The sequence below is a fragment of the Alcanivorax xiamenensis genome (genome assembly GCF_009846745.1).
In the GTDB taxonomy this organism is placed as follows: Bacteria; Pseudomonadota; Gammaproteobacteria; order Pseudomonadales; family Alcanivoracaceae; genus Alloalcanivorax; species Alloalcanivorax xiamenensis.
Window position 1 is genome coordinate 1 of sequence record NZ_AQPF01000050.1, and the last position, 26329, is coordinate 26329.

Sequence of the window (26329 nt, forward strand, 5' to 3'; positions counted from 1 at the left end):
GGCGGCGTAAAGATCGTGAACAGGCTCTTAGCCCGTTCGTCGAATGCGGCGGCGCAGCAAGGCAACGCCCAATAGCATCACCAACCCCCCGACTCCCAGGCTGCCCCCGCCGTTACCATAGCTGACGCTGTTGCCATCTTCGGTTTCCGATTCCATGTCCACCCGCAGCACGCTGGTATCGGACACCGAACGGCCAGTGTTCTGGTCCTCGCAGGCGATGGACAGGTAGTAGTTGCCCGCCGCCGGAGAAACGTCGATGCTGCCGGACGGCGCCAGGGTTCCATTCCAGGCGTCCAGCCCGGAGCTGGCCTGGCAGTTCTCCACGCCGTTGCCAGTCCAGGTCAGTTCGCTGGTTTCGCCCAGTTGGATCACCGGCGGCGTGGCGGTAAGCACCACCGAGCCCTCGATGGCGGTGCCGGAGGTATCCACCACGAACAGGGTGCCGTAGTCGTCGTACGGCGCGGTGGTGTTGCTGGCGCCGCGCACGAATTCCTGGCCGCCGTACAGCGAGGCGCCGTACAGTCGGTCATCCGTGCCCCGCACCACGCCGATGGGGGTGTTGCCTTCCTGGTTGTAGGTGAAGTCGCGCAGCAGCTCGAAGCCGTCGGCGGTGACCTTGCCGTCATCGTCCACCTGGATGGCGGTGGGGTCGATGCGGTACAGGATGCCGTTGCGGGACTTGTGAACCTGGCCGTTGGTTTTCTCGAACTCGCGCAGCGTCCCGCCGGTCAGCGTGGTGCCGTAGATATTGCCGTCCGGCCCCAATGCCATGGGCCCGCGTGGTGAAGCGCCGTCGTCGTAGTCGAATTCGTGGAGCAACTGGAATTCGCCAGTGTCCTTGTTGACCCGGTAGAGAGCACCGTAGGGACGCGGTCCATCATAGAAAGGATGCTGAATACCATAGGGCCATTCGGTGACGCCATTCGGATAGTCTGGATAGCCATTACTGTTGTAGATATAGGGTGTGGTACCGCTCTGCCGTCGGAACACGTAGTACCTCAGGCTGTTGGTGAGGCTGATGTTCCAGCCACACAGGGGGGCGGACTGGGCACGGTCGTCGCCCCAGAAGCTGTTTTCCACCCAGACCTGGCATTCTCCAACAGCCGTGCCCCCATAGAGCCAACCGTCCGGCCCGGCCACCAGATGAGACAGCACCGGTACCGTGGAAAGCTGCTCATCGCCCTGTTGATCGGAATGGTAGCCTGTGGAGCCCTGTAACCAGCGGCGACGGCCCGGATTGGCGACATTGATCTCGCCCTCCGTCAGGGTAAAGGTGTGCAGGATGTCGATGCCACCATCGGGATCGGCCGGGTCCAGCCGGTACACCGCGCCCACCTCGGTCTGCGGATCAGTCAGGGTACCAGGCCGGTACGGCATGCCCCGGTCGTACCCCAACAGGCCATATAGCATCCCGTCCTCGCCGAGGATCACCCCGTTGGGCAACTGATCCCGGCCAGTCTGGTTGGCGAAGGTGTAAAGAATATCGACCCGGTTGTCGGGCCACAGGCGGAAGAGGCGTCCGTTGCCCTGCGGACCTTCGTCGATGCCATAGACCACATCGGAATCGGGATCGTGCAGCAGATAGCCCACCGGCGCGTGCAATACGCCGATACTGGCTTCCAGCAGCGTCGCGTAGTTTCCATCGCTGTCCAGTCGGTACAGCGCCCCTCCCTGCAACGCACCATCGGTAAACAGTTCAGTGCTGAAAGCCGCGCTATTGGGGTTGGGCGGCGAAGCGTATTGGAAGCGGCCCATCGGCGGAACCACAATACCAATCACATCGCCATTGTTGCGCTGAACATAATTGCCCAGCAGGCGGTAATCGGAGCTCGCCTGGAAAGTGGAGCCATCGGCCCGTTGCACGGTCATCGTTTCCGGTTCGATGCCCATCTCCGTTTTCGGGCCCTCCACCTGATAGTGAGAAGCGACCGCCGGCGAGCGAAGCAGAGCGCCATATGAATCAGCCCGCGCGCGCTCCACCGGCAGCAGCAAATACTGACTGTTCTCGGTGAGACTGAACAACGGCGGGGCCAGCGGTGTTTGCGTCGGCGGCCAGCCCTTGGGTTGATCTTCCGTCCCTTCACCGTTGGCATCGGCGAAATAATGCAGGGACGTAATGGTGGTGAAGGTGACATCCTCCGCCGCGCCAGCGGGCGCGGCCAGCAACAGACCGGACGTCAGGGCCGGCAGCAATCGAAGCACGTTCATAGACGTTTCCTGAAAGACAAACAGGGACCGGGCATGGGCCCGGTCCGATAAATCAACAAGGGATTCAGCGTTGGCTGGCCCGGCGGCGGCGCATCAGGCCCGCCGATGCCAGCAGGCCCAGCAGCAAGGCGCCCGCGCCACCACCACCGCCGGACGAACCACCGCCGCTGCTATCATCACCGTCGCCCTCTCCGGCACCGTCTTCAGCGCGGGCCACGGTCAGGGTCGCGGTGTCGTCCACGGTGGTCTCGCCGTCGGCGGCGGTGCACGTCAAGGTAAAGGTGACGGTGCCATACTGACCGGGCGGGACCAGTTCAAGGCCGCCGCTGGCGGCGCGGCTCTCGTCGGCGAGCGCGGCGTAGTCGGCGGAATCGCCGGCATCGATCACACAGGCGCTGTCTCCGTACAGGCCGGTGGTGCTCCAGGACAGCATCGGCGCCTGATCATCGCCCACGGTGACGGTGGCCGGGGTTACCGAGAAGTCCGTGATGGCCGGCGCTTGCAGAGGGACGTCCACGCTGAAGATGCCGCCTTCGCCATTGGCCGCGTCGCCCTGGGTCACGCCGAACAGGCGTTGCATCTGACCGCCGTCACCATCGGCGCGGATATCGCCGGCGGACAGGCCCATGGGCGCGCTGCCCTCGGTGGCGGCGTCGAAGGTATGCAGGAATTCCAGAGTGTCATCGGCGCGATCCGCCGCGTCACCGGTAACGATGCGATACAGGGTGCCGGGCCCGCCGGCGCCACCCCGACCATCGTCCTGGCTGTAATCGAATTCGGTGGTGCCGTAAATGTTGCCGTCGGCGGCCCGGGCCAAAGCGCCACGGGGCGCCGCGCCCCCCTCATCCTGGAACCGGTGCACCACCGTAAAGCTGGCGGGATCGTCCTTCCTGATTCGCCAGGCGATTTCGGTGGTGACGCCGTACAGCCAGGCACCGTCTTCCACCAGGCCGGTAAAGCCCGCGTCGCTGACCGACGGATTGCCGTGCAACGAATCAGAAAGGGTGTAGAGCAAAACGGGGTTGGTGGTGTCGCCACCGGTCAATTGATCCGCGTCGATGCGGAATACGGTGCCCGACGGGTCGCCCGCCTCCACTTCGCCGGGATCACCGCCGGCGTTCCCGCCACTGCCGCCGCTGGTCACGCCGTACAAGGCCTGATCCACCTCGCTCCACACCAGCGCCACCACCCGTTGGCCGAACCGGTGAAAATTCTGATTGCCAATCTTTTCCACGAAGAAACGTTCATCCTGCAGTTCGGCCAGCACGCCCAGGGTATTGTCCGCGCCGAGCCGCCAAAGATGACCGCCGCTTGAGAAATACACATTGTCGTCACCGTCCACCGCCATCTGGCCACGCGCCTTCATATCAGCGGCGTCCGCGTCCTCGAAGCCGGCCGGCACGACGATGCGTTCCGCCTGCAGCGGCAGTTCACCATTGAGTTCCGCCAGGGCACCAATGCCATTCCAGCCGGCCTGACCGTCGGAAGAAATGCCATCCACATCCTCGGCGCGGGAACTGCCTACCAGGAAACCGCCGGAACTACGCGCCACCAGGGTGCTCAAGGGCGAACCGATGGCGGAACCCAATAACTGGTATTGGTAGTCCGGTGACTCGGCATCCGGATCGAGGCTGTAATACACCCCTTGAGTGATAACGGAATAGTCACCAGCACCCGGCTCGCCGCTGTCGAAGGTGACGCCATAGAGTCGGCCATCCGCGCCCAGCAGCGGCGGCGCCTCCGGGCGCTTACCGCGAAATTCGCCGGCGGCCCCGGTGAAATCGACAATCACGTTCGGCGTGAAATCGCCGTCGGCGGCCTGGGTCAGGGACACGACGCCGCACAGTGCCAGCGCCGCGGGGGTTTGCCATCTTGCTTTCATGGTTCTGTCCTCTTGCGGAATCGGTTCAGAATCGAAGGGAAATACCGCCGATCACGGTGCGGCCGGTACCGACCTGGTAGCTGCCGCCGTTCATCTCGGTGTAGTAGGTGTCGCGCAGGTTATTCACCGACAGCCGCAGGGTGGCGTTGTCGGTCAGCTCGTAGCTGCTCCACAGATCCCAGGTGCGCCAGGAGTCCACCGCGCTGCCGGACACCCAGCCACCGATGGGCGGTGTTTTGGAGGTGCGTTCGTAGCGAAATCGCGACCCCAGGGTCAGCTTGCGGTCGAACAGCCGGAAGCCCAGGTTCGCGAGTACGCGCTGCCGGGGCGGCAGCACATACCAGACGGCGCCGCCGTTGTAGCCACCGGGTTCGCCGAACACCGTGTCCGGATAGCCATAGACGCTGCCCAGGGGAAAGGGGTCGTAGCCGCCCTCGCCCATGTCGATCAGCATGCGGGTGTAGGAGACGCCGCCGAACACCCAGCCGGCGTCGTAATCGGTTTCCAGCTCCAGGCCGCGAAAACGCACGTCGTCGTCCAGATTGACGAAGGCGAAGCCGCTGAACCCCACCGGCTGGGCTTCGTCCACCGGTGTCATGATGGCGCCCTGCACCATGTAGTTCTCCACGGTGGAATCGAACCAGGCGATCTTGGTGCGCAAGGTATCGCCGCGGGCCAGCAGGCCGTCCCATTTCAGGTTGGCGCCCACTTCCCAGTTGCGCGAGCGCTCTTCCTCCAGCCCGGGATTGGGGTAGTAATAGAACATGTTGCCCACATGGGCGCCGGACAGCAGGGATTCGGTAATCGCCGGCGGGCGCAACCCTTGGCCATAGGAGCCATAGACTTCCAGCCAGCGGTACGGCGACAGGGACAGGGTCAGTTTGGGCGCGAAGTCGCCGGCGTGACGCTCCACGTCGAAATTGGTGTAGATGCGCGTATAGCTGGGGCGCACGCCTTCCGGATTGGGAATGAGACCGTTGAAAACGCGCCCATTACCCTCGATCTGATACCAGTCATAGCGCAGGCCGGCGATCAGCTTCAGCCAGTCCTGATGCTGAAAGGTCGCCTCGGTGAAGGCACTGGTGACCCAGCGCTCCCCTTCCGGGGTGGCGCCGGTAAACCATTCCGTGGAGCTTTGCGAGTCGTTGGATCGGGACTGGGCCTGGGGATCGGTCCAGTCGTAGTAGAACTCGGTGCCGTAATCCAACGCCAGATCAAACCCGGAGAACGGAAACACCGACCGGTTGGCGAGCGTGCCACCCACGGTATTGGTCTCGTACTCCACCGCGAAATCGTCGTAGAAATTGGACCCGCGTCGGGCCTCGTTCACCCGGGTCAGGGTGTAGTAAAGGCTGGCATCCAGATCAAGCAGCAGGTTATCACCGCCGCCGTGATGGTAATGAGCGCTGAGCGTATCGGTGTGCGCCTCGTTTTCGCCGCGCTGGTGGTCCTGCAAGCTGGTGTCCTGATAGCTCTCGCTGTAGTCCGCGCGCATGCCCACATAGCTCAGCTCCAGGGACTGATCCGGCGCGAACCGCCAGCGCGTCTTGAACAGGCCGGACCACTGCTCCTGACCGGTGAACTGACTGACGCCGTGCAAGTAATCCGGTGTGTCATCCGGAAGCCCGCGGCGGCCGCGTTCGTAGTCGCCCAGGTTCTTGCGGCTGATGGCGGCGGTCATATCGAAATTGTCGGAGGGACGAAAGGCGGCGGCCAGGCTGCCGGCGAAATGGTAGCCGTTGTCGCCGCTGTTAAGATTCAGGCGCCCGCCGGCGCGCTCACCGTTCTCCAGCAGATCGTCCGCGTCCAGCGTTTTGAAGTTCACCGTGCCGGCGATGCTGCCGGCGCCACCGGCGGTGGACACCGGCCCCTTGAATACGTCCACGCCGGACAGCAACTCCGGGTCCACGTAGACCAGGCCGTTGGAACCGTGGCCACTTTTCTGGAAGTTCTGGCGGGCACCGTCCACCATCACCGTGACCCGGCCGAAATCCTGCATGCCACGCACGTTCACCGACACGCCCGGGTTCTGGCGGCTTTGCGAGGTGAACACGCCGGAGACATTTTCCACCACGTCCGAGGTGTTGCGCGGCGGCAGACGGTCGATCTGTTCCCGGGTCACCACACCGGCGGCACCCGGCGTCTGATAGATGTGTTCCCGCTCCTCGTCGAAGGTGCCCACCACATCCACCCGCTGCAGGGTATTGACCTCCTCGGCGGACTGATCCCGGCGCTCGCGAAGCACCGCCACGTTACCGTCCCGCAGACGGAATTCTATTTCCGAAGCGGAGAGCAAACGGGACAGAGCGTCACCGTAGGTCATACTCCCCTGCACGGCCGGCGCATGGTATGGAGACAGATCCAGCGCACCGTAGATCAACTGCCCACCGGATTGACGGGTAAACAACTTCAACGCCGACTCCAGGCTCTGGGCCGGAATATCGAATGTCAGCCGCGCTTCCGCCGCCACTACTTGGACACGCCCCTCCTCGGCTCTGACCACCGTCACTGGGCCCGCCAGGGCCACCGATAGAATCCAGCACACCGTGTTATAACGGCGATGGGTAAAAGCGGAAAACTTCGAGCCTGACACTCTGCTTACTCCGTCCTGTTATCTGTGCCGCGCGATCAAACACGCTACTGACAACTAGGACGAGCAAATGAGTTTCATTCCCAATCGTATTTTTTTATTTTCTTGCCAGACAAAGAGAGCACACGCGGTCATCGCCCGGTGCGGACATCAATGTCCACACGCGATTTCAAGGCAAATCAGTAAAGGAGCGTCAGATAAGGCGTCAGCCGGCGAAGGGTCAGCCCCTGGCTTTCCGCCAGGGCATCCAGACCTTTATCGAGTTCGGCCACGGACAGCATCGCCGATACGCGGCGGCGGCCGGCGTCAGCGTCAAGCAAGAGCACCTTGCCGGGGTGATAACGTTGAATCACCGCTACCACTTCGTCCAGCGGCAAATCATCCAGTTCCAGCCTGCCGCGGGTCCATAAGAGAGCAGCGGTGACATCCGCGTTCGACGACGCGGACGGCGCCTGCCCTTGATCATAGGCCACGGCCTGTCCGGCATGGACGGTTACCCCGTGGCCACTACCCTGTTCCGGCGAGCGCACCAACACCGCGCCGTGAGTCACGGTCACCAAAGCCGAGCGGCCACGGTCCTCAACCTGGTAAGCCGTCCCCACCGCTTGTGCCATACCACCTTGCGACCAGACCTGAAACGGCCTCTGCTTATTGGGAACCACCTCAAACCAGGCCCGGCCGTGTCGCAACTCAATACGCCTCCGCCCGGCGTCATAATGCACATCCACGGCGGAGTCAGTGTCCAGAATCATACGAGAACCGTCTTCCAGGGCGACGGTCCGGATTTCGCCCGGCGCGGTATGAAAGTCACCCTGCGGCCGCAACGCCAGCACCATCATCACCAGCGCGACACTGGCGGCGGCGGCCAGAGACAGAAAGCGGCGTCGACGAACCGGCAACGCCGTCACCTTTGGTGCCGGGCGCATGTCCGCCTCCAGCGCCGCCAGATCTTCCCAGAATTGCTGTTCACGTTCAAAGGCCCGGCGATGACGGAGATCGGCGGCCAGCCAGCGGTGAAGCCGCTCCTGTTCACTTTGATCCATCGAGCCCGAAGCGGTTCGGATCACCCAATGACGGGCGGTTTCCGCGATCATCCCGCTGTCTGTATTGTTGTCCGTCGAAGTCATTAACCCGTCCAGGATCTTTCGCAAGCCCGGTGTTACACCGGAAAGTCCAGCCCTATATCCGGTAGGACGAGCCGGTGCCCGGCCTGCCCAACTTTTCCATTCGATTTTCGGCTTTTTGCTCAGCGTTGATCACGAATTTTCGCCAGATGTTCGAACACCCGGCGAATATGATTCTCCACCGTGGTGGTGGAAACCCCCAACTCTTTCGCGATCTGCTGCTGGGTTTTGCCTTCGAACCGGTTGGCAAAGAAAATGTGCCGGCTACGTTCCGGCAAATCTTGCAGCGCGTCCTGGAGACGCCGCAAGGTCTCGTCGGCCATACAATTACGCTCGGGTCCGCGGGTCTCGAGAAGGTCCTCGGGCTGATGGTTCTGTTCCAGGATCTCACGGCGGCGGCTTTCCACCCGGATGTGATCGGTGGCCAGATTGGCCGCCATCCGGTACAGATAAGCCCTCCTGTTGAGGACCGGCCCCTGGTTCTCCGCTTGAACCAGACGCAGATACAGTTCCTGGAGCAGATCCGCGGCGGTGAAATGACAGCGCAGGCGCCGGGTTAAAAAACCGAGCAGGTCTTCTCTATGTTGCTGGTACGCCTCCAGCAGCGCGCCCTGCCTCACGGTTAACCCTCAGCTCGCCATTCGAGTTGACAATGATATTCATTATCATTTTGTGCGTCCAGTCACGGCTTGAGCCTGATCTTCCGCGGAAAACCGCGTCAGGGCCCCGTTCCTGGCCCAGGCTTAGACGAGCCAGCTTCGGCTTTCCCCAACCTCATTTGGCGCTTGGGCTTCAGTGTCGGCATCTTGCGTTATGTCAGGGCGGGGTCAGGCGGCGCTGTCCCTGTGCTTTTTGTGGCGACGCCGCCAATCGTTCAGATCATCCATGAGCGCGGCTTCCAAAGCCTGTGCCGGCGCTCTCGTGGCCGCCAGTGCCTCGCGCTGTTCGCGGAATACCGAGGACAGCGCCTCCGTGGGAACGTCGTTCCCTTCATCATTCATTCGCCGCCGCAAGGCCGAAAACAAAGCCGGCTCCGGGATCTGGGCCAACAAGCGCTCCCGGTCGGCCTCCTCGATGGCGTGCTCCTCCGCCCAGAACGTGACAGCTTCCCGCCAGACCTCGGAATACGGAGCCTGTTCGAAAGTGAAGCGCCGATCCGCTTGTGGACGACCCAGCAGGTCCGGATGGCGCGCCACGGCAAAGGCGGGAATCCACGAATCGCCCGACGCATAAAAGGCAGCGGTGAGCCCGTGGACGCCCAAACCCCGGCCCGGCTCTGTTTCGGGATGGTCAGTGGTCACGAATTTCTGGTACTGTCGTTCCCGCTTCTCGATTTTCCATTCCAGGTCCATTCCCACGGCACTCAGCCATTGGTATCGGACCCAAAGGTTGGATTTATCCTGGGATGACGCTGTTTGAGTGGAAAAGGTTGCTTTTCGGGTGTGCCCCTCGATACGAGCAGTCACCAGGAACCCGACGAAACCGCGCGGATGTTCGTCCGGGGCAAAATACTCAATCATTGACGTGATGGTCCTCGTTTCGCCGCCCACCGGGATCACACCGGCCCTGCGACAGATTGACGATTCAACCGCGTCCCAGCGAATCAACCCTCCTTTATCGTAAACGGCAGTGTAGTGCATCTTTGGCCATCTTTACGTTCCCTTTGCAGCTCCATTTACGTTTTTACACGCTTTTTTTACATCAAATGGAACCCGACGGCCGGTCACGGCCTGCCACCGTACGTCCAGGCTCGCAACAGCGCCTCAAGAGGGCCGCGTTTAAACCGTTTCGCCAGGACACTGACAATCGCCATCGACAGCACCGCCACCGCGATGGCGACGAAGAACAGCGCGCCCTGCCCCATCGTCCCGAACAGCCCCAGTCCGTAGCCGCCGAACACGGCACCGGCGAGAATACCTTGCAGCACATACACTGAAAGCGAGTTACATCCAGCCCTGATCAACCAGTGTGGCAAAGTGTACCGCTCGGTCAGTTTCAGCAGCAGTCCCAGATAAGCGGCGGAAAGCAGCGGAGCACCAAGCACCAGGACGACCAGGCCGGCCAGCGAGTGCAGGCCCTGCTCAGGGGGAATCACCCAACTCATGGCGGCGGCGTAGTAGAGATTGAAGGTAACGCCGAAGAAAATCAGCCAGGGCAGCCCTGTGTTCAGGGAGACACGTCCCCGGTTCAACGGCGTGTCAAAGAAGCCGCTCTTGGCCGCGGCAAGACCGGAAGCAAAGGCCGCGAACGCCAACGGCCCCTGGAACAGCAACAGAAACGCGAATGTCCCGGGCCAATCAAGCCAGCGGGTCCGAGTGGCCTCCCAATATCCCGCGCCCAATGTCGTGCTCGAGGACAATGTGTCCGGCAGCAATATTCCCAGAGTCGTCAACGACGCCGCGCCCAGCGGCACCATGGTCAGCGCGATGCGCATCAGCGTGGCCGGGTCGCGCTGACGCAGAGGCCAGATCACCAGACCCAGCAAAGCGTAGAGCAACAGGATGTCCCCGTTGAAAACCAAGACCGCGTGAAGCGCGCCAAGTACCGCCAGGCCGGACAAACGCCGGGTCTGGCGACGATTGAAGGAGACGCCCTTTCTTTGAGCGGATTGCGCTTGCTGATGCAAGGACCAGCCGAACAGGAAAGAAAACAGCAAGAAAAATTTCGCCTGGAAGAGCGCCTCCACCAGAAAGGCCACCACCTGATCCAAGGCGGCTGACGGCGGGACCAGACTGGCCTCCACCGGCAACGCCATGAACGGCACGTTGACGATGCAGATGCCCATCAACGCGGCCACGCGTACCGCGTCCGGATGGGGATTACGTCCGGGTGACCGGTGTCCTGACAGTGGCATGGATGTGGGCTGTGGTTGTGAAAACACGATTCGGGTCTCGATTTTGAGCAGTTGTTCAATTAATATTGAGCGCATGTTCAATTCTGTCAAGGCGGGAGAGGAAAATGAGCACCCGAAAATCCCGGGAACGTCAGGCGACGTTGATTGACGCGACCATCGAGGTACTCATCGAAAGCGGGCTGACGGCCGCGACGACACGGGCGGTCACGCAGAGGGCCGGCGTCGGCACCGGGCTGCTCAATCACTACTTTCGCTGGCCCGAGTTGCGTGCCGCGGCCTGGCAAGCTCTGTTCGAGGAAGTGGCCAAGGATCAATTCGAACAGGAGCAGACCCCCCAAATCGTCATGGAACGTTACTTCCGGGAGGCCTTTGTCGAGGCCGCCCGTCCCTATTGGCGGCTGTGGATCGAAGCCACCGAACTGGCGGCGAGCGACAAGCCGATGAGAAACGCGTTGAAGTCCATCCAGGCGCGCATGCAGGACGGTCTGGCCAGGGTGCTCAGCGACGGCTGTGAGTCCGGCTCATGGCGACTGCCGGATCCCGAGGCAAGCGCGCTTCGACTGGGGGCTCTTTACGACGGCCTGGCCGGGCTGTTGATCTCTGGTATCAGCCCGGTAAGCCCTGATTCGGCGGAAAAGCACCTGCGCAAGGCGTTCGCTCTGGAATGTGGCGCGGAGCAGTGAAAGGGATTCGACCGTGGGGAGAACGAGAATGACCAGAATGGGAAAAGTGCTTTGGGCCGCGTACATGGGAATGTGCTCCGCCTCCGTCGCGGCGGCGGAACGGGACAGTCTGCGTTACTCGGTACTCTCCGACGACAAATATCTCGGTGAGATTGTTCATTTGGAAGAACGGTCCGACACAGAGGACAGCAAGGATAAAGTGATCTCGGTCAGTGGCGACCTGTCCCTCTCCGGATGGTGGGGAAGCTGGTCACGCAAGTATCAGATACGAAGTCGTCTGCGGAATTACAAACCTGCCAGACTGGATATGAAGCTCTTCAAAAACGGGAAGGGATTCTATATTCACGGGGAAGAATATGAAGGGCAGTTGTGGGTGACCGCGTCGGAAGTCAAGAGCGGCCAGCAAAGAGAGGATGAGCAGGTTGTCGACGTATCGTTCTCCATCTTGACCGAGTTCTTCCCTGAGCTGGGCTTCCTCTCCGTGTTCGGCGGCGAGGACTCGGATCAGGGCATCATGGTGCCGTTGACCAGCTTCGACGTGGTCGATGAAGCCTTGCTGGATTACATTCACGATCACGATTACCGGTTCAATGAGACCGCCGTAAGCGTTTTTGAACCCGAGAACATGGAAATTCTGACCTACACCCTGACCGCCCGCGGCGAAAAATACATCGACCTCGCCGGCAAACGCTACCGATGCCAGGAAGTGGCAATCCATAATCGGGATAAAAGCAGCGTGTATTGGATCGCGCGGAAAAATGGTCAGGCGCTTCTGGTTCAGGAGACCGGCACCGACAAAGAGGGCCACTATCACGTCACGCTGATGGAATAGCCGCCCGCCTCCCCGCCGTTGGGGCCGGTTCATCTCTCCTTGAAGAATGGAAACGGGTGTCTACATCGGGGCACGGGTCCGCAACCGCTGGCACAGAAGGGGCTGTGGGAAGCGGCCTGGGCCGCGAATGCCTCTGGGCCATTGGCCATTCGCTTGCCAGCAAGCTTCCCACAGCGGCTTGGTAGCAGCGTCCGAATTTAACAGGCTTGGGACTTAACGCCACAGCAATTACCGGACCTGTCGAACAGGGACCTCCGACCTACTGATTACGAATCAGTTGCTGTGCCGACCGGGCGGTCCCTGTATCAGCGCACCGATTTGAACTCGCACCGATCACGAACGGTGATGAACGTAATGCCTCTCCCGGCTTTCCTGGCGCGCTTTCACGTCGATGGAATACTCCGCCGTCGGTCTGGCCAGCAGCCGCTCGATACCGATCGGTTCGCCGCTTTCCAGGCAGTAACCATAATCGCCGGTAGCCAGCCGTCGTAAGGCACCGTCCACTTTTTTCAGCAGCCCGACGTTGCGCTCAATGGTCCTCAAAAGATAGCGCCGGTCCTCCTCCGCGCTGGCCAGATCAAAGGCGTCCGGTTGCCGCTCATCGGACTGCAACGCCAGGCGGTAAGTGGCCAGATCCGCTTCAATCGCCTCTCTCATCGCCAGTAAACGCTGCCGGAAGAACATCTGTTGCCGCCGGTTCATGTAGTCACGTTTGGGCATCCGCCGCAGCGCCGCTTCCGTCGGCGGCCGGTCCATGGAAGACGTGGCGGTAGCTTCAGACATGAGGCACTCCTGTTCAGGAAGGATTGTGTTGGTTTCTTAATTGTTATGATATAACATAATTTAAATTCGGATTCGGAACCACCCTTGGAACCGGTCCACCCGGCTCTTTCCTCGGGGGAGGAACAGAGCCCTTGCCGCCCTTATTCATTTTTGGCGCCACCTGGCGCCCTTCTCGTGAGGCTCCGATGTTTCCACGTTCGCTGGTATCCCTTGTGCCGCTCTCCGCCATTGTCACCGCCAACCCGGCCATCGGCGAGGAGTCCACGCCGCGCCATCAAACCGCCACATTGCCGGCCATCGTGGTCACCGCCACGGCCTCGGAACGGAACGAAGCGGATACCCCCGCCAGCGTATCGGTGATCGATGGCGATGATCTGCGCCAACGGCCCGTTCACGATCTCTCCGATGCGGTCCGGAGTGCCGTCGGTATCGACGTGGAGAGCGTCGGTCTGGGCAGGCGCGGCATCTCGATCCGGGGCATGAGTTCCGAACACACCCTGGTGCTGATCGACGGACAACGCATCAACAACTCCGCCTCCGCCATCGCCCACTCGGACTTCGAGTTGGGCTGGATGCCGGTGGAAGCGATTGAGCGGGTGGAAGTGGTCCGTGGCCCGATGTCGTCGCTATACGGCTCGGAAGCACTGGGCGGCGTGGTCAACATCATCTCCCGTTCCGCCACCGACCAATGGCAGGGCTCGTTCGGCAGCCAGGCCCTGATCAGCGATCACGGCCTGGACGGCAATCACTACAAAGGCGGCTTCTATGCCGGCGGGCCGCTGCTACCGGGCACATTGGGCGTTAACGTCTGGGGTGAATACCGCCGTCGCGACGCCCTGCTCGACGCCGCCGACCCCGAACTCACCGCCCTGGACGAACAACGCGCCACTAGTGGCCATGTGGGTTTGACCTGGACACCGGATCCCTATCAGCGTGTCGATCTCTCCGTGGACGCCGGCAACGAGACTCTGGAAGGCGTTCGCGGCAGCAGCCGAGCCAGCCCCTACCAATCCGACAATGACGTGCAGCGCCGCCGTTATTCTCTCTCCCACCGAGGCGATTGGGGCTGGGGCAACAGTCAGGTCCGCCTCTATCGCGGCACCCTGGATCGTGAGACTTACCGCAGTGACGGCGCGGATACCACCGGCCCCAACCGGTTCACCGACACCGTGCTCGACGGCCGCGTCGGCTGGATCGTCGCCGACACCCATAAATTCACCGTGGGCAGCGAGATGCGCCGCGAGGAACTGGAAGACCCCAACATCAACAGCAAAGGCGAAGACGACCTGACCCACTATGCCGCCTTCGCCCAGGATGAGATCTTTCTTGGCGACAAATGGGAGCTGGTGCTCGGCAGCCGCTTCGATCGTCATCAGGACTTCGGTTGGGAAACCAGCCCACGAGCCTACCTGATGTTCCACCCCACCGACCGGCTGACCTTCAAGGCCGGCGCCGGTCACGGCTTCAAGGCACCGACCCTGAAACAACTGTCACCGGAATTCGAGTCCCGGGCGGCCATGGGCGGGCGCGGCATCATTCGCGGCAACCCGGACCTGGAACCGGAAACCAATCGTTCCTTTGAACTGAGCGCCACTTACAACCAGCAGCGCTGGTCCGCCGGCGCCACCCTGTTCCACAACGATGTGCGCAACCTGATCGAAACCGTGCGCCAGCCGACCTGCTTCGAGCCCGGTTACGTCTGTCTGGAATACGACAACATCGCCAAGGCGCGCCTGCGCGGACTGGAGCTGACCGCCGCGGTGGTTCTGCTTGAGCGCTGGCGGCTGGAAGCCAACTATACCTATCTGGATGCCCGCGACCGTACCAACGACGAGCGCCTGGCGGACCGCTCCCGCCATCGCGCCAACACCACGCTCATCTGGGACACCACCGACCGGATCAGCACCCGCTTCCGCGCCGAGTACGTCGGCTCCCAGTACCGCTCCGAAACCGAGCGCGACCGTCCTGATCGCACCCTACTGTACAGCTACGTGGACTACGCCTTCAGCCGAGAAATCAGCCTGCACGCCGGTGTCGAAAACCTCACTGATGAGCGTCTGGCCAATGACGACCCTGATCTCCATGACCGCGCCGACGAAGGACGGCGCTACTTTGTCGGCCTGACGGCGACGTTCTGATGAGTCGATCAACGTCGCCGTCCTCATGGTTGATGCTGTGCGGTTTATGGGTCGCCGTACTGTTGACCATGCCCAATCGTTCCGCCGCCGCCACACCGGTGGTCCTGGTGCTGCACAACGGCTTTGTCTCAGCGGAAAAGTTCCAGCAATTGCAGCCCTTCGCCACGGAACAGGAACTCACCCTGACCCACCTGAATATCGACACGGCTTCCGAGCCGGCACTGCGCGAGGCGGTCGCCACCGCGTCCTGGCTGGTCCTGGACGTGCCGCGTCCCAATGACCGCGCCCGGGTCAGCGGCATCGTCGACAACCTCGCGGCGGACCAACAGCCCCGGCTGATCATCGGTGGCGGACGGCCGCTCTGGACACACCTGGACGATCGTTACGGCGGCGCGTTGACGTCGCTGTACGCCGCCGGCGGCGAGCAGAATTTCCACCGTTTCTTTGCCCTGATCCGCGCGGTGAACGACGGTGCCCGCCCCGCCACCACCCTGCTGGAAACCGCCAGGGCGCTGCCCGCCACCGGCTTTTACCATCCTGACGCACCGCACGTTTTCAAAACCGCGAAAGCCTATTTGAGCTGGTACCTCGGCGCGCATAAACAGAGCGCCAATGGCCGTGTCGCCTTTGTCATTCACCGGGGCGTGGTCGCCGACATGCTGACCCGGGAGATAGACGCGCTGATTCAACGGACGGAGGCGGCGAATCTGTTGCCCGTGGTGCTCTGGTTCGACGGCGCTGACGGAACAAGTCTGAGCAGCCTGCTCAACGGCGCGGAGGCGGACGCCTTGGTGAACCTGACCCACCTGCGTGATGGCAAGGCGCGCAGCCAGGACTTCCTCGCCCTCGACATTCCGGTGATCCAGACATTGCGTTTCCGCGACGGCGAGGCCGCCGATTGGCCAGACGCGGCCAGCGGCGTGCCGCCCCGTACCACGGCTGTGTTTCTGGCCACGCCGGAAGGCTGGGGCATCAGCGACCCCACCGTGCTCTCCGCCACCACCAACGGCATCGATGACCTGCTGCCCGAGCAGGCCGATGCGCTGATCGCCAAGCTGAAAAAACTGGTGGCACTTCGACATACTCCGGCGGCCGACAAAAAACTGGCCTTGATGTACTGGAATTACCCCGCTGGCGAGAAAAATCTGGGCGCCTCGAATCTGAATGTGCCGCTCAGTCTGGTCTCGATCCAGGTGGCGCTGGCCGCGAACGGCTACGCGGTGGGCGAGCCGGTCAGCGAGGAGCAAGTGATCGCCACCGGCCAGCGCCTGCTCGGAGGGCTGTACGGCAGCGAGCCCCTGGAGGCCTTGCTCGAAGACGATCTGGCGGCGCTGTTGCCGGTGGACGACTACCAACACTGGTTGGCTTCATTGCCGCCATCGCGTCGGGACGCGCTGCTGGAAGCCGGCGATCCGGCGCAAGACCCGGCGGTGCGCGAGATCGACGGCCGGCGCTCTTTCATCATTCCACGCTGGCGGCTCGACCATCTGCTGGTGATGCCCCAGCCGCCGCGCGGCGCCGATCCTTACGCCCATTACCACGACACCGCCAGCGTACCGGCCCACCGTTATCTGGCCAGCTATCTGTACCTGCAACGCCAATACGGCGCCGATGCGCTGATTCACCTCGGCACCCACGGCACCCAGGAATGGCTGCCGGGCAAGGACCGCGGGCTCGCCGCCAGCGATTATCCGTGGCTGGCGGTGGGCGATCTGCCCGTGTTCTATCCCTATATTCAGGACAACGTCGGCGAAGCGATCCAGGCCAAGCGGCGCGGCCGCGCCGTCACCATCAGCCACCAGACGCCACCGTTCGCGCCGGCCGGCCTGTACGATCAACTGCGCGACCTGCATCAGTTGATACACGAATACCAGCAGGTGGACGACGGTGGCGTGCGCGACCAGCTTCGGGCCCGGATTCGCGATGCCGCCGTCGCCGCGCATCTGCACGACGACATCGGCTGGAGTGCATCGCGCATCGACCAGGATTTCGATGGCTTTTTCCATCACCTGCACGACCACATGCACGAACTGGCCCGCACGGCAATGCCGTTGGGGCTGCACACCTTTGGCCAGCCCGCCGCCGAGGCCCACCGCATTAGCACCCTGATGCAACAGCTCGGCGAGCGGTTCTATAGCGCGCTTGGCGTGGACAGAAACGAGTTGTTCGCCGCCGATCACAATCAGCTGACCGAAACCCTGCCCTACCAGACCGTCAAACGCATGCTGCAAACGGACAGCGGCGACGACCTGCCCGAAGACTTGGCGGAATTCGCCCGTGAAGCGCGGCAACGAGACCGACAGTTGCAGGACACGCAGGAAAACCAGGCCCTGCTCGCCGGCCTGGCCGGACGGTTCGTCGCCCCCGGCGCCGGCGGCGATCCGATCCGCAATCCGGACACCACCAGCGGCCGCAACCTGTTTGCCTTCGAAGCGGACAAGATTCCCTCCCGGGCCGCCTACGACGCCGGCGCCGACGCCTATCGGCAGTTGCTCGACGCCTTCCGCGCCGAACACGACGGCCAGTGGCCGACCAAGCTGGCGTTCAGTCTGTGGTCGTCGGAGGCGATCCGGCACTTCGGCGTCACCGAAGCGCAAATCCTGCACGCCCTGGGTCTGCAACCGGTGTGGGACCGTTCAGGCACCGTCACGAATCTGGAGATCATTCCCCGGAAGCAACTGGGCCGCCCGCGTACCGATGTGGTGGTGCAGGTCACCGGCGTCTATCGCGATCAGTTCGACAGCTTCATGTCGCTGCTCGATGACGCCCTGCAGCGCCTCGCCAAACTGGACGAGCTCGACAACCCGATCGCCGCCAACAGCCGGCGCATCGCCTCGGTCCTGACGGAACAGGGCCTGTCCTCCGATCAGGCGGCACGGGCCGCCGGTTATCGCCTTTTCTCCAGCGCGCCGGGGGAGTACGGCACCGGAGTCCCCGATCTGGCCTTGCGTTCCACCGAATGGGACGACGACGACGACCTCGCCCGCCGCTTTCTGGCCAGCAACCGCCACGCCTATGGCACTAACGGCCAGGCCGACCTGCCCGGCGACACCAATCTGCTGGCGCAACAGTTGAGCGGCGCCCAGGCCGCGATCATGTCGCGGTCATCAAACCTGCACGGCGTACTCTCCACCGACCATCCGTTCGAGTTTCTCGGTGGGCTGTCGTCGGCGATCCGGCATCTGGACGGTGAGGCGCCCCAACTGCTGATCTCCGACCTGCGCAGCGGCGATGTGAACACCGCCGGCCTGGAGCGGTTCCTGTCCGACGAACTGCGCGTGCGCTATCTCAACCCGCAATGGATCGGCGCCATGCAGCAGGAAGGTTACGCCGGCACCCTGCAGGTCCTCAACGCCACCAACAATCTGTTCGGCTGGCAGGCCATGGATCCCAGTACCGTGCGCGACGACCAGTGGCAGTCGCTGTTCGATACCTACGTGACCGACAGCCGTGAACTGGGCACCAACGAGTGGTTCGAGCAGCACAATCCCACCGCCCAGGCACAAATGCTGGAACGCATGGCCGAGGCCATCCGCAAGGGCTACTGGGACGCTTCCGAGCAAACCCGCCGTCAACTGGCGCAACGCTGGCAAACCCTGTCGGAGCAGTTCGAGGTGGACACCGGCGCGGAAATGACCCGCCGCTTCATCGCCGACATGGCACGGGGCTTCGGGCTTGATGGCGGCGCCAAACCGGACGCTGATGCCACCCCCAACCCGGCGCAGCCGCCCTCGGCCAACGACGCCAATGAGCCCCAGGCGGTTCAGGGACAGGTCATGGAGGCGGTCGCCGCTGAATCCCCGGACGACGCTCCCCCGCTGCTCTGGGCCTTTAGCTTGATGCTGCTTCTGATTGGCGCCGGCGCTCTGTGGCAAGCCCGCTCCCCGCTTACCCGTTCACCGCTCCCGGAAAATCGAATCCAGAGAAACACATGACCGCTTTTGCCGACATCGAAACCCTGCTTTACACCGTGTCCCGTCTTTTTCTGGCGCCGGTGCTGATCCTTATCGCCCTCGCCCTGGCCTATGCGTTGGTGACGTTTGGCGCTTTCCTGATGGAAGCCTGGCAACGCCGCCGGGGCGGCCAGGCCGGCGGGTTGTTCGCGTTTGCCCGGCGGCACGACTCAATGCCGCACAGCGATGATCTGGAATTATGGATCCTGCGCCGGCTGGAGTGGCTGCGCATCGTCTCGCGCACCGCCCCCATGCTCGGGTTGATCGCCACCATGATTCCCATGGGGCCGGCGCTGCTGGCCCTTGGCAACAACGACGCCGAAAGCGTCGGCCGCAATATGGTCGCCGCGTTCTCCGCCGTGATCCTGGCTCTGCTGGCAGCGAGCCTCTGCTTTTTCATTCTCACCGTGCGTCGGCGCTGGCTGTTGCAGGACCTGCGCGAGCTGGAAAAACAGCGGCAACAGGAAGGCGGACTCTGATGCGTTTTCTCGACGACGAAGACGCCAACGATCCGATGCTCTCGGTGATCAACCTGATCGACCTGTTCCTGGTCATCATCGGCATTCTGATGGTGACCATCGCGCAAAACCCACTGAGCCCGTTCTCGCGGGACAAGGTGGTGGTGGTGGAAAACCCGGGCGACGCCGACATGCGCATCACCATCAAGGACGGGCAGGAACTGACACGCTACGAGTCCAACGGCGAAGTCGGCCAGGGCCAAGGGTCCCGGGCCGGCGTTACTTACCGTCTCGATGACGGGCGCATGATCTATGTGCCGGAGGACTGAACCGGGTTATTCCGCCCGGTATCGTTCCTTCAGCTCCGCCAGACGCTGGCCCGCGGTTTCGCTGAACTCGTGTTCCTCAAACAGCGGCTCCCCTTCCGCGCCATCCAGCCCCACCACCGTGACACTGAATTTGGCGTCCTCGGGAACATCCGGTTCCCCCCAAGGGCCAAAACGGCTCGGCGAGAGACTCCAGCTGGCTTTTTCCCCCGGCTCCAGGCCACCAGGAATCTCGTAGCTGAAATCCTCGTCGAACCAGGGCACGCTGCGATCCGGACTGATGAAACGTCCCTGGAAATGCGCACGGGACACCGGCTTGTCGGTACCGTTCACCACCGACAGCTCAATCACCGGTTCCTTGCCGAACATCTTGCGGTCCTTCATGAAGAAATTCGCCGAGGCCACCTGGAATCGGGACAACGCCGCCTGATCCTGATCCGCTTTCGCTTTCTCCGCTTCCAGGGCCTGAATTTCTTGCTCCGCCTTGTCACGGCGGGCCTGTTCCCGGGCCTGTTGAATGCGATCCGCCTGGGCGATCACCGCCTTGCCGGTCTTGCCATTCAGAGCGAGCCGCAGAATTTCTTCCACGTCTTGCGGGTCGCCTTTCACGGAGGCGGCGAAATTCGCTTTATCCGAGGCGATCACCTGCAGCGCTTGCTCGAATCGGTCGGCCTGCTCCGGCGGCAAACCATCACGGACCTGGGCGATGGACGTTTGCAGCGCCTGTTCCGAACCGCCATCAATAGTGGGCTCGGAACAGGCGGTCAGTGCCACCGTGGCGACGGCCACCAGCAGAGCACCACGGCATCGGGATGTGCCTTTCATAGAACCTCCGTGATCAGTGCTGGCCGGACTATAGCACCCTCTCATGAATACGAACCATACCGGGCGCACAACGCTGATCCGCTTACCGATCCGACGAAGCCACTGTGGGAAGCTGGCTTGCCAGCGAATCGGCGCAAGTTGATATCCCCAGGCCCGGTTCGCTGGCAAGCCAGCTTCCCACAGCGGCTTCGTAGTCCCTTACCACCGCGCATTTTCCTTTCCCCCGCCGGTCAAGTCGCTATACTGCGCGCCGCTCACTTCACGCTGTAAAACAAGGCATTTTTGTTAATGGCATTATTGAAACGCGGGCTCCCCGCTCTCTTCGTTTGTCTTTTCACCTTATCCGCGCTGGCCGCGCCACAACACTTCGCCGAAGCAAAAAAAGAACTGCGTGATCATGTTTACAACGATCGCAATCAGGTCGGCGACGCCTATTGCCAATGCACCTGGGACTGGACCGGCCGCACCGGCGGTCGCGTACATCTGCGGGAATGCGGTTATCAGGTGCGCGCCCAGGCCAACCGGGCCGCGCGCATTGAATGGGAACATATCGTTCCCGCCTCCAACTTTGGCCGCCAACGTCAGTGCTGGCAAAACGGCGGGCGCCGCAACTGCGTATCGGAGGATCCCGTGTTCCGGGTCATGGAAGCGGACATGCACAACCTCACCCCGGTGGTGGGCGAGGTCAACGGGGATCGCAGCAATTACAACTTTGGCCCGGTTCGGAACGTGGCGGCCCAATACGGCGCCTGCGATTTCAAGGTCGATTTCAAACACCGTACCGCGCAACCGCCGCCGGCACTGCGCGGCCAGGTCGCCCGCGTCTATTTCTACATGGCCGACCGATACGACCTGCGCCTGAGCAAACAGCAGCAACGGCTCTTGATGGCCTGGGACCGAGGCCATCCGGTATCCGCCTGGGAACACCAGCGGGACCGGCGCATCGCCACGATCATGGGACACTCCAATCCGTTCGTTACCGGCGAACAACGCTGGACGCTGAACCACCGCAACAGCGGCGAAGGCCTGGTCTCCTCCGTGGCCAGTGCCAGTCAGACACCAGCCAGCACCGAAAGCACCCGATCCACGGGCCCGATCCATGGCAACCGCAATAGCAAGGTCTACCATCTGCCCCAGGGCTGCCCCAGCTATAACGCCATGAAACCCGGTAACCGGGTGGACTTCGACAGCGAAGCCGCCGCCCGCGCCGCCGGCTACCGCAAGGCCGGGAACTGCCGCTGACGCCATAGCCGTGGCCGGTCTATTGGTTTACGAGCGATGAGCTTGTGCAGTATTCGCTGCCAAGGCAGCTTCCCACCAAGAGAGGGGGCTACGGAGCCGCTGTGGGAAGCTGGCTTGCCAGCGAACGCAAAACACGCCCCATCTATTTACAGCACCGCCTTACCGTCATACTCTAAATTGGATCCAGGATCCAATTTAGAGGTGCATTGTGCCCCGCAAACCCATTCCCACGCTCTCCGGTGTCTTCACCCCCACCGAGACCCCGGCTCATCTGGCCCGGGACGTGATCGAAAGCGCGCTGCGTGAGGCCATCATGGATGGTCGCATCCCCCCGGAAACCCCGCTGCGCCAGGAAGAGATCGCCACCCTGTTCGGCGTCAGCCGCATGCCAGTGCGTGAGGCCCTGCGCCGGCTGGAGTCCCAGGGGCTGCTGCACATCCAGCCGTACAAAGGTGCCGTGGTAACCGCACTGATCAACCAGGACGCCATGGATACCTACGGCGTGCGCCTGCTGTTGGAGCCCGAAGCACTGCGTCTGTCCTTGCCGCATCTGAGCGATACCGACCTGGCCGAAGCCTCCGCCTGTCTGACCGCCCTGCGACGTGCCAGGGACAGCGCCACCCTCGCCCGTCTCAACCGGGAGTTCCATATGGCGCTCTACCGGCGGGCCGGCAACGCCCGTCTGCTGTACCTGATCGAGCAGGAACTGGCGCAGGAAGAACGCTTCTTGCGCTTCCATCTTTCCGCCATGGGCACCGGCCACCAGGCCCACGACGACCACGAAGCCCTGCTCGATGCCGCGCGGAGTGGCGATGAGAGCCGTGCCCTGGCACGGCTACGCCGCCATCTGAGCCAGGCCGAACACGCCATCCGTCACTACCTGGCGGATCAGGACAACGCGGCATCACCAGCGGGTGATGCCGCCCGAATAGCAGGAGAATCAAAATGATGCTGAAGGACCCGTCCAGCAAATACCGCCCGTTCCAGACCGTCCAGCTGCCGGACCGCCAGTGGCCCGACCGGGTCCAGCGGCACCCGCCGGTCTGGTGCAGCGTGGACATGCGCGACGGCAACCAGGCGTTGATCGATCCCATGAGCCTGGAGCGCAAGCGGCGTTTCTTCGACTTGCTGGTACGTACCGGCTTCAAGGAAATCGAGGTGGGCTTCCCAGCGGCCTCGCAGATCGACTACGACTACGTGCGCGAGCTGATCGAGACCAACGCCATCCCCGACGACGTCACCATCCAGGTGATGACCCAGGCCCGGGAGGATCTCATTGAGCGCACTTTCGAGGCACTGCAAGGCGTGCCCCGCGCCATCGTCCACGTCTATAACGCCACCGCGCCAGTGTTTCGTGAAGTGGTGTTCAATGTGGACCGCCAGGGCTGCATCGACATCGCCACCCAAGCCACCCGGCGGATCCGGGAGCAGATGGCACGCTATCCGGACACCGACTGGACTTTCCAATACTCCCCGGAGACCTTCTGCTTCACCGAGCAGGATTTCGCTCTGGAAATCTGCGAGGCGGTCATGGACGTGATGGAACCCACGCCACGGCACAAGATGATCCTCAATCTGCCCACCACCGTGGAAGTCGCCACCGCCAACGTGTTCGCCGACCAGATCGAGTGGTTTTGCCGCCACGTTTCCCGGCGGGACAGCGTCATCATCAGCGTGCACCCGCACAATGATCGCGGCACCGGCGTATCCAGCGCGGAGCTGGCATTGTTGGCCGGCGCCGAGCGGGTTGAAGGCACCTTGTTCGGCAACGGCGAGCGCACTGGTAATCTGGACCTGCTCAACCTGGCCATGAACCTGTACGCCGCCGGCGTCAGCCCGGGCCTGGATTTCTCCGACATCCACCACACCCAGCGGGAAGTGGAATACTGCAACCAGTTGCCGGTGCATCCACGCCACCCCTATTCCGGCGATCTGGTTTTCACCGCCTTCTCCGGCTCCCACCAGGACGCCATCAAAAAAGGCTTCGCCGCCCGCGCCAGCAATCCGCAAGGATTTTGGGAAGTGCCCTATCTGCCGGTGGACCCGGCGGACCTGGGACGCAGCTATGAAGCGGTGATCCGCGTCAACAGCCAATCCGGCAAAGGCGGCGTGGCTTATCTGATGGAACAGCACGGCATCACTCTGCCCCGCCGTCTGCAAATGGAGTTCAGTACCGCGGTGCAACTGATCGCCGACCAAACCGGCCGCGAAATCACCGGCGACATGATTCTCGAGTGCTTCCGCAAGGAGTACCTGTTCGAAGCAGCCCCTCTGGCGCTGCGGGATCCGGTGGTGACCACCGCCGACGGCCAAGCGCGTCTGCGTGGCGCCCTGCAAACGCCGGAAGGCGAATTCACCCTGCAAGGCAGCGGCAACGGACCATTATCAGCATTGGTGGATGCCTGCGCCCGGTTGGGGCTGACCTGCGACATCGCCGACTACCATCAGCATTCCGCCGGTGACGGTGCCGACTCGGAGGCTTATGCCTACGTGGAAATCCGGGTGGGCACCCGGCAGCTGTTTGGCGTGGCCCGGGACCAGAATGTGCTCACCGCCTCCCTTCAGGCTCTGATCCGTGCCCTCAACCGGGCGATGGGTAAAGGATGGTTGGCCATGGGAAGCCGCCAAAATGTGACACGCATAACACTAGAAAACTGATTTATAGGCATTTTACACACAGTTACCCGCACTTATGAGAGAGTAGAGACCTCGCTGGCGACCAAGGATTCGGTCACACCCGCCCCCAACGGGTGCCAATCAGTGAGACCCCTTCTTTCAGGTATTGAAAGCATGGCCGTTCTAATCCCCCCCCCCCAAGAACGGCCATCTCTTTTTTCCTTGCTTCCTGATTGGCCTCCTTTTTATGAATCTGACGGATTAGACGCCGCTTTGGGCTTTCGCTAAACCGCCAGTTGAAGGTTGACTTCCGTCTCCGGGATTACTAAAGGCGCCATCTGACTCGAATAGCGGAGCAGGGTCATAATTCCCTTTTCCATCATAAGGTTAGGAATAAAGGGCCAGGAATATGCAGCAGCAAACCAATTTCGATATGCCCGAGCGGCTTCCGTTCCTGGAAGCGGTGTGCTGGGAGCTGCGTGACGTGCATAACCTCACCTTGGAGGAAATGCGCAATCGCTATGAACGTGGCTGGGCTTACCGGGGTGCCTTGGCTGATCTGGAAGGTCCGGAGAAAACCTTTGTCCGGAAGCTGGCCGTTGCCAAGGCGGAAGCCGCCTATCCCGTGCTGGAGCCACTCAGAAAAGCATTGGGGAAGTTCCAGACATCGGAAGACTATAGAAGAAAGTGCTTCGATGCTCTCGAAATCCGGGATCGTTCCATGATCCTGGACGGCATCGACCTCCTCGCTGCCGACCAGAACCTGCCGAAGACAAAACGTTCGCGTTCCGAAGTCTAACTCTGGGATCAGTCGGATTCGCCAGAAGGGCTGGCGAATCTTTTGCAGTCGAGGGCCCACTGGCAGGCAAGCCAGCTTCCCACGGATCGTGCTACGAAGCCGCTGTGGGAAGCTTGCTGGCAAGCGAATCACCAACGGGCCGGGGGCATTCGCGGCCAAGGCCGCTTCCCACAGCAATGGGCTACGAAGCCGCTGTGGGAGATTCCATGGTGCCCTGCAGGCTCACTGAGACGCCGCACGCTAGCGTGCCAGCCAGCAAGCTGGCTCCCACAGATCATGCTACGAAGCCGCCGTGGGAAGCTTGCTGGCAAGCGAATGGCCAACGGAGCGGGGCATTCGCGGCCAAGGCCGCTTCCCACAGCAATGGGCTACGAAGCCGCTCCGTGGGAGATTCCATGGTGCCCTGCAATGCTTGCCTTGGCGGCGAATACAGCGCGAATTCATCTCGCCAGAATCAATAGCCCCCACAATCGCCCCACAATTCGTGCACATCTGTTTACTTTTTGGTTATAAACCTCTTCCTTACAAATACCGAATTGCATTTCCTTAAAAGAAAAACGGCCCAATAAAAATATTGCCGATCGACTTTCCTGTCCCCTTTTTTATGCCTGCGTTGCAGATTGGTAGCACTGTCTTTTTCTCAATCAAAAAGTTGCTTTATCAGAACACTCTTGGCGCCCTTTCCCTCCCCTTTGAAAATCAACAAAAACGATGCTCTTCGCTTTTAAATGGCGCAGAAGATAAAAGTCAACCAATTGATTTATAAGACTTTATTTTTTGGAACGATTAAATATCTTAATTTTTTTGGCCAACTTGGTACGCCCTCCCCCTTTCTTATCGGTACTCTCCATCGAACCGGAGAAGCCGCCCGGGGATGGGCAAGCGCCGGCCTCTCGAACAATAAAACATCACTACGATAAGAAGATAATCAGGAGGATTGTCAGCAATGACACTAAGCCCCGTATTGAACCGTGGCCTCAGCGCCGCGGCGCTGTTGCTTGCCCCGGCGATCGCTT

General features: G+C 62.0%; 19 protein-coding genes. 10 read left to right on the forward strand and 9 right to left on the reverse strand.

The window, feature by feature from the left end; all coding sequences use genetic code 11:
* Nucleotides 1-27 precede the first annotated feature (27 nt).
* From A6D6_RS18660 to A6D6_RS18690, 7 genes are all read right to left on the reverse strand, one after another.
* Nucleotides 28-2208, reverse strand: a complete 2181-nt coding sequence (locus A6D6_RS18660; protein ID WP_159661542.1) for a choice-of-anchor tandem repeat GloVer-containing protein — start codon at nt 2206-2208, stop codon at nt 28-30.
* A 64-nt stretch (nt 2209-2272) separates the two neighbouring features.
* Complete coding sequence (locus tag A6D6_RS18665) at nt 2273-4090, reverse strand: hypothetical protein (protein ID WP_159661543.1); 1818 nt, start codon at nt 4088-4090, stop codon at nt 2273-2275.
* A gap of 25 nt (nt 4091-4115) precedes the next feature.
* Nucleotides 4116-6683, reverse strand: a complete 2568-nt coding sequence (locus A6D6_RS18670; protein ID WP_159661544.1) for a TonB-dependent receptor — start codon at nt 6681-6683, stop codon at nt 4116-4118.
* Nucleotides 6684-6859: 176 nt separating this feature from the next.
* Complete coding sequence (locus A6D6_RS18675) at nt 6860-7807, reverse strand: FecR family protein (protein WP_159661545.1); 948 nt, start codon at nt 7805-7807, stop codon at nt 6860-6862.
* Nucleotides 7808-7926: 119 nt separating this feature from the next.
* Complete coding sequence (locus tag A6D6_RS18680) at nt 7927-8424, reverse strand: RNA polymerase sigma factor (protein ID WP_159661546.1); 498 nt, start codon at nt 8422-8424, stop codon at nt 7927-7929.
* Nucleotides 8425-8631: 207 nt separating this feature from the next.
* Nucleotides 8632-9324, reverse strand: a complete 693-nt coding sequence (locus A6D6_RS18685) for a hypothetical protein (protein ID WP_159661547.1) — start codon at nt 9322-9324, stop codon at nt 8632-8634.
* A 203-nt stretch (nt 9325-9527) separates the two neighbouring features.
* Nucleotides 9528-10658, reverse strand: coding sequence for a DUF418 domain-containing protein (locus tag A6D6_RS18690; protein ID WP_159661548.1), 1131 nt, complete (start codon nt 10656-10658; stop codon nt 9528-9530).
* A 104-nt stretch (nt 10659-10762) separates the two neighbouring features.
* Between A6D6_RS18690 and A6D6_RS18695 the strand changes: the two genes are divergently transcribed.
* On the forward strand, nt 10763-11341 hold the full coding sequence (locus A6D6_RS18695; RefSeq protein WP_159661549.1) for a TetR/AcrR family transcriptional regulator: 579 nt from the start codon (nt 10763-10765) through the stop codon (nt 11339-11341).
* Between the two features lie 28 nt (nt 11342-11369).
* A complete protein-coding gene (locus A6D6_RS18700) occupies nt 11370-12173 on the forward strand; it encodes a hypothetical protein (RefSeq protein WP_159661550.1) in 804 nt (267 codons plus the stop codon).
* A 333-nt stretch (nt 12174-12506) separates the two neighbouring features.
* On the opposite strand, the gene A6D6_RS18705 is transcribed toward A6D6_RS18700, so the two are convergent.
* On the reverse strand, nt 12507-12956 hold the full coding sequence (locus tag A6D6_RS18705) for a TraR/DksA family transcriptional regulator (RefSeq protein ID WP_133493155.1): 450 nt from the start codon (nt 12954-12956) through the stop codon (nt 12507-12509).
* 185 nt (nt 12957-13141) lie between these two features.
* Here A6D6_RS18705 and A6D6_RS18710 point away from each other — a divergent pair, with 185 nt between their 5' ends.
* From A6D6_RS18710 to A6D6_RS18725, 4 genes are read left to right on the forward strand one after another with little or no spacing between them, the layout of a single operon-like run.
* On the forward strand, nt 13142-15094 hold the full coding sequence (locus tag A6D6_RS18710; protein WP_236564167.1) for a TonB-dependent receptor domain-containing protein: 1953 nt from the start codon (nt 13142-13144) through the stop codon (nt 15092-15094).
* A complete protein-coding gene (gene cobN / locus A6D6_RS18715) occupies nt 15094-19029 on the forward strand; it encodes a cobaltochelatase subunit CobN (protein ID WP_201303847.1) in 3936 nt (1311 codons plus the stop codon). Before A6D6_RS18710 ends, cobN begins: the two co-directional genes overlap by 1 nt.
* Nucleotides 19026-19526 carry a MotA/TolQ/ExbB proton channel family protein gene (locus A6D6_RS18720; protein ID WP_133493154.1) on the forward strand — a complete coding sequence of 167 codons (501 nt, stop codon included), beginning with the start codon at nt 19026-19028 and terminating at the stop codon, nt 19524-19526. Before cobN ends, A6D6_RS18720 begins: the two co-directional genes overlap by 4 nt.
* A complete protein-coding gene (locus tag A6D6_RS18725; RefSeq protein WP_133493153.1) occupies nt 19526-19834 on the forward strand; it encodes a DUF2149 domain-containing protein in 309 nt (102 codons plus the stop codon). The genes A6D6_RS18720 and A6D6_RS18725 overlap by 1 nt, the downstream gene beginning before the upstream one ends.
* 6 nt (nt 19835-19840) lie before the next feature.
* Here the strand turns inward: A6D6_RS18725 and A6D6_RS18730 are convergent, their stop codons facing one another.
* Nucleotides 19841-20656, reverse strand: coding sequence for a DUF6694 family lipoprotein (locus A6D6_RS18730; protein ID WP_133493152.1), 816 nt, complete (start codon nt 20654-20656; stop codon nt 19841-19843).
* Nucleotides 20657-20944: 288 nt separating this feature from the next.
* Here A6D6_RS18730 and A6D6_RS18735 point away from each other — a divergent pair, with 288 nt between their 5' ends.
* The 4 genes from A6D6_RS18735 to A6D6_RS21770 all read left to right on the forward strand — a co-directional run bounded on the left by A6D6_RS18735 (nt 20945) and on the right by A6D6_RS21770 (nt 25313).
* Nucleotides 20945-21898, forward strand: coding sequence for an endonuclease (locus A6D6_RS18735; protein ID WP_159661551.1), 954 nt, complete (start codon nt 20945-20947; stop codon nt 21896-21898).
* Between the two features lie 208 nt (nt 21899-22106).
* Nucleotides 22107-22847: a GntR family transcriptional regulator gene (locus tag A6D6_RS18740; RefSeq protein WP_159661552.1), complete on the forward strand. Its 741-nt coding sequence runs from the start codon at nt 22107-22109 to the stop codon at nt 22845-22847.
* Entirely contained in the window at nt 22844-24556 is a 1713-nt protein-coding gene (leuA, locus tag A6D6_RS18745; RefSeq protein ID WP_159661553.1) for a 2-isopropylmalate synthase, read from the forward strand. Before A6D6_RS18740 ends, leuA begins: the two co-directional genes overlap by 4 nt.
* Before the next feature lie 367 nt (nt 24557-24923).
* A complete protein-coding gene (locus tag A6D6_RS21770; RefSeq protein ID WP_201303848.1) occupies nt 24924-25313 on the forward strand; it encodes a hypothetical protein in 390 nt (129 codons plus the stop codon).
* Nucleotides 25314-26329 lie beyond the last annotated feature (1016 nt).

Bases quoted from the DNA above. Each gene is read 5' to 3' on its own strand.
- A6D6_RS18660 (WP_159661542.1), bottom strand. From the start codon at position 2,208: ATGAACGTGCTTCGATTGCTGCCGGCCCTGACGTCCGGTCTGTTGCTG.
- A6D6_RS18665 (WP_159661543.1), bottom strand. From the start codon at position 4,090: ATGAAAGCAAGATGGCAAACCCCCGCGGCGCTGGCACTGTGCGGCGTC.
- A6D6_RS18675 (WP_159661545.1), bottom strand. From the start codon at position 7,807: ATGACTTCGACGGACAACAATACAGACAGCGGGATGATCGCGGAAACC.
- A6D6_RS18685 (WP_159661547.1), bottom strand. From the start codon at position 9,324: ATGATTGAGTATTTTGCCCCGGACGAACATCCGCGCGGTTTCGTCGGG.
- A6D6_RS18690 (WP_159661548.1), bottom strand. From the start codon at position 10,658: ATGCCACTGTCAGGACACCGGTCACCCGGACGTAATCCCCATCCGGAC.
- A6D6_RS18695 (WP_159661549.1), top strand. From the start codon at position 10,763: ATGAGCACCCGAAAATCCCGGGAACGTCAGGCGACGTTGATTGACGCG.
- A6D6_RS18700 (WP_159661550.1), top strand. From the start codon at position 11,370: ATGACCAGAATGGGAAAAGTGCTTTGGGCCGCGTACATGGGAATGTGC.
- A6D6_RS18705 (WP_133493155.1), bottom strand. From the start codon at position 12,956: ATGTCTGAAGCTACCGCCACGTCTTCCATGGACCGGCCGCCGACGGAA.
- A6D6_RS18710 (WP_236564167.1), top strand. From the start codon at position 13,142: ATGTTTCCACGTTCGCTGGTATCCCTTGTGCCGCTCTCCGCCATTGTC.
- cobN (WP_201303847.1), top strand. From the start codon at position 15,094: ATGAGTCGATCAACGTCGCCGTCCTCATGGTTGATGCTGTGCGGTTTA.
- A6D6_RS18720 (WP_133493154.1), top strand. From the start codon at position 19,026: ATGACCGCTTTTGCCGACATCGAAACCCTGCTTTACACCGTGTCCCGT.
- A6D6_RS18725 (WP_133493153.1), top strand. From the start codon at position 19,526: ATGCGTTTTCTCGACGACGAAGACGCCAACGATCCGATGCTCTCGGTG.
- A6D6_RS18730 (WP_133493152.1), bottom strand. From the start codon at position 20,656: ATGAAAGGCACATCCCGATGCCGTGGTGCTCTGCTGGTGGCCGTCGCC.
- A6D6_RS18735 (WP_159661551.1), top strand. From the start codon at position 20,945: ATGGCATTATTGAAACGCGGGCTCCCCGCTCTCTTCGTTTGTCTTTTC.
- leuA (WP_159661553.1), top strand. From the start codon at position 22,844: ATGATGCTGAAGGACCCGTCCAGCAAATACCGCCCGTTCCAGACCGTC.
- A6D6_RS21770 (WP_201303848.1), top strand. From the start codon at position 24,924: ATGCAGCAGCAAACCAATTTCGATATGCCCGAGCGGCTTCCGTTCCTG.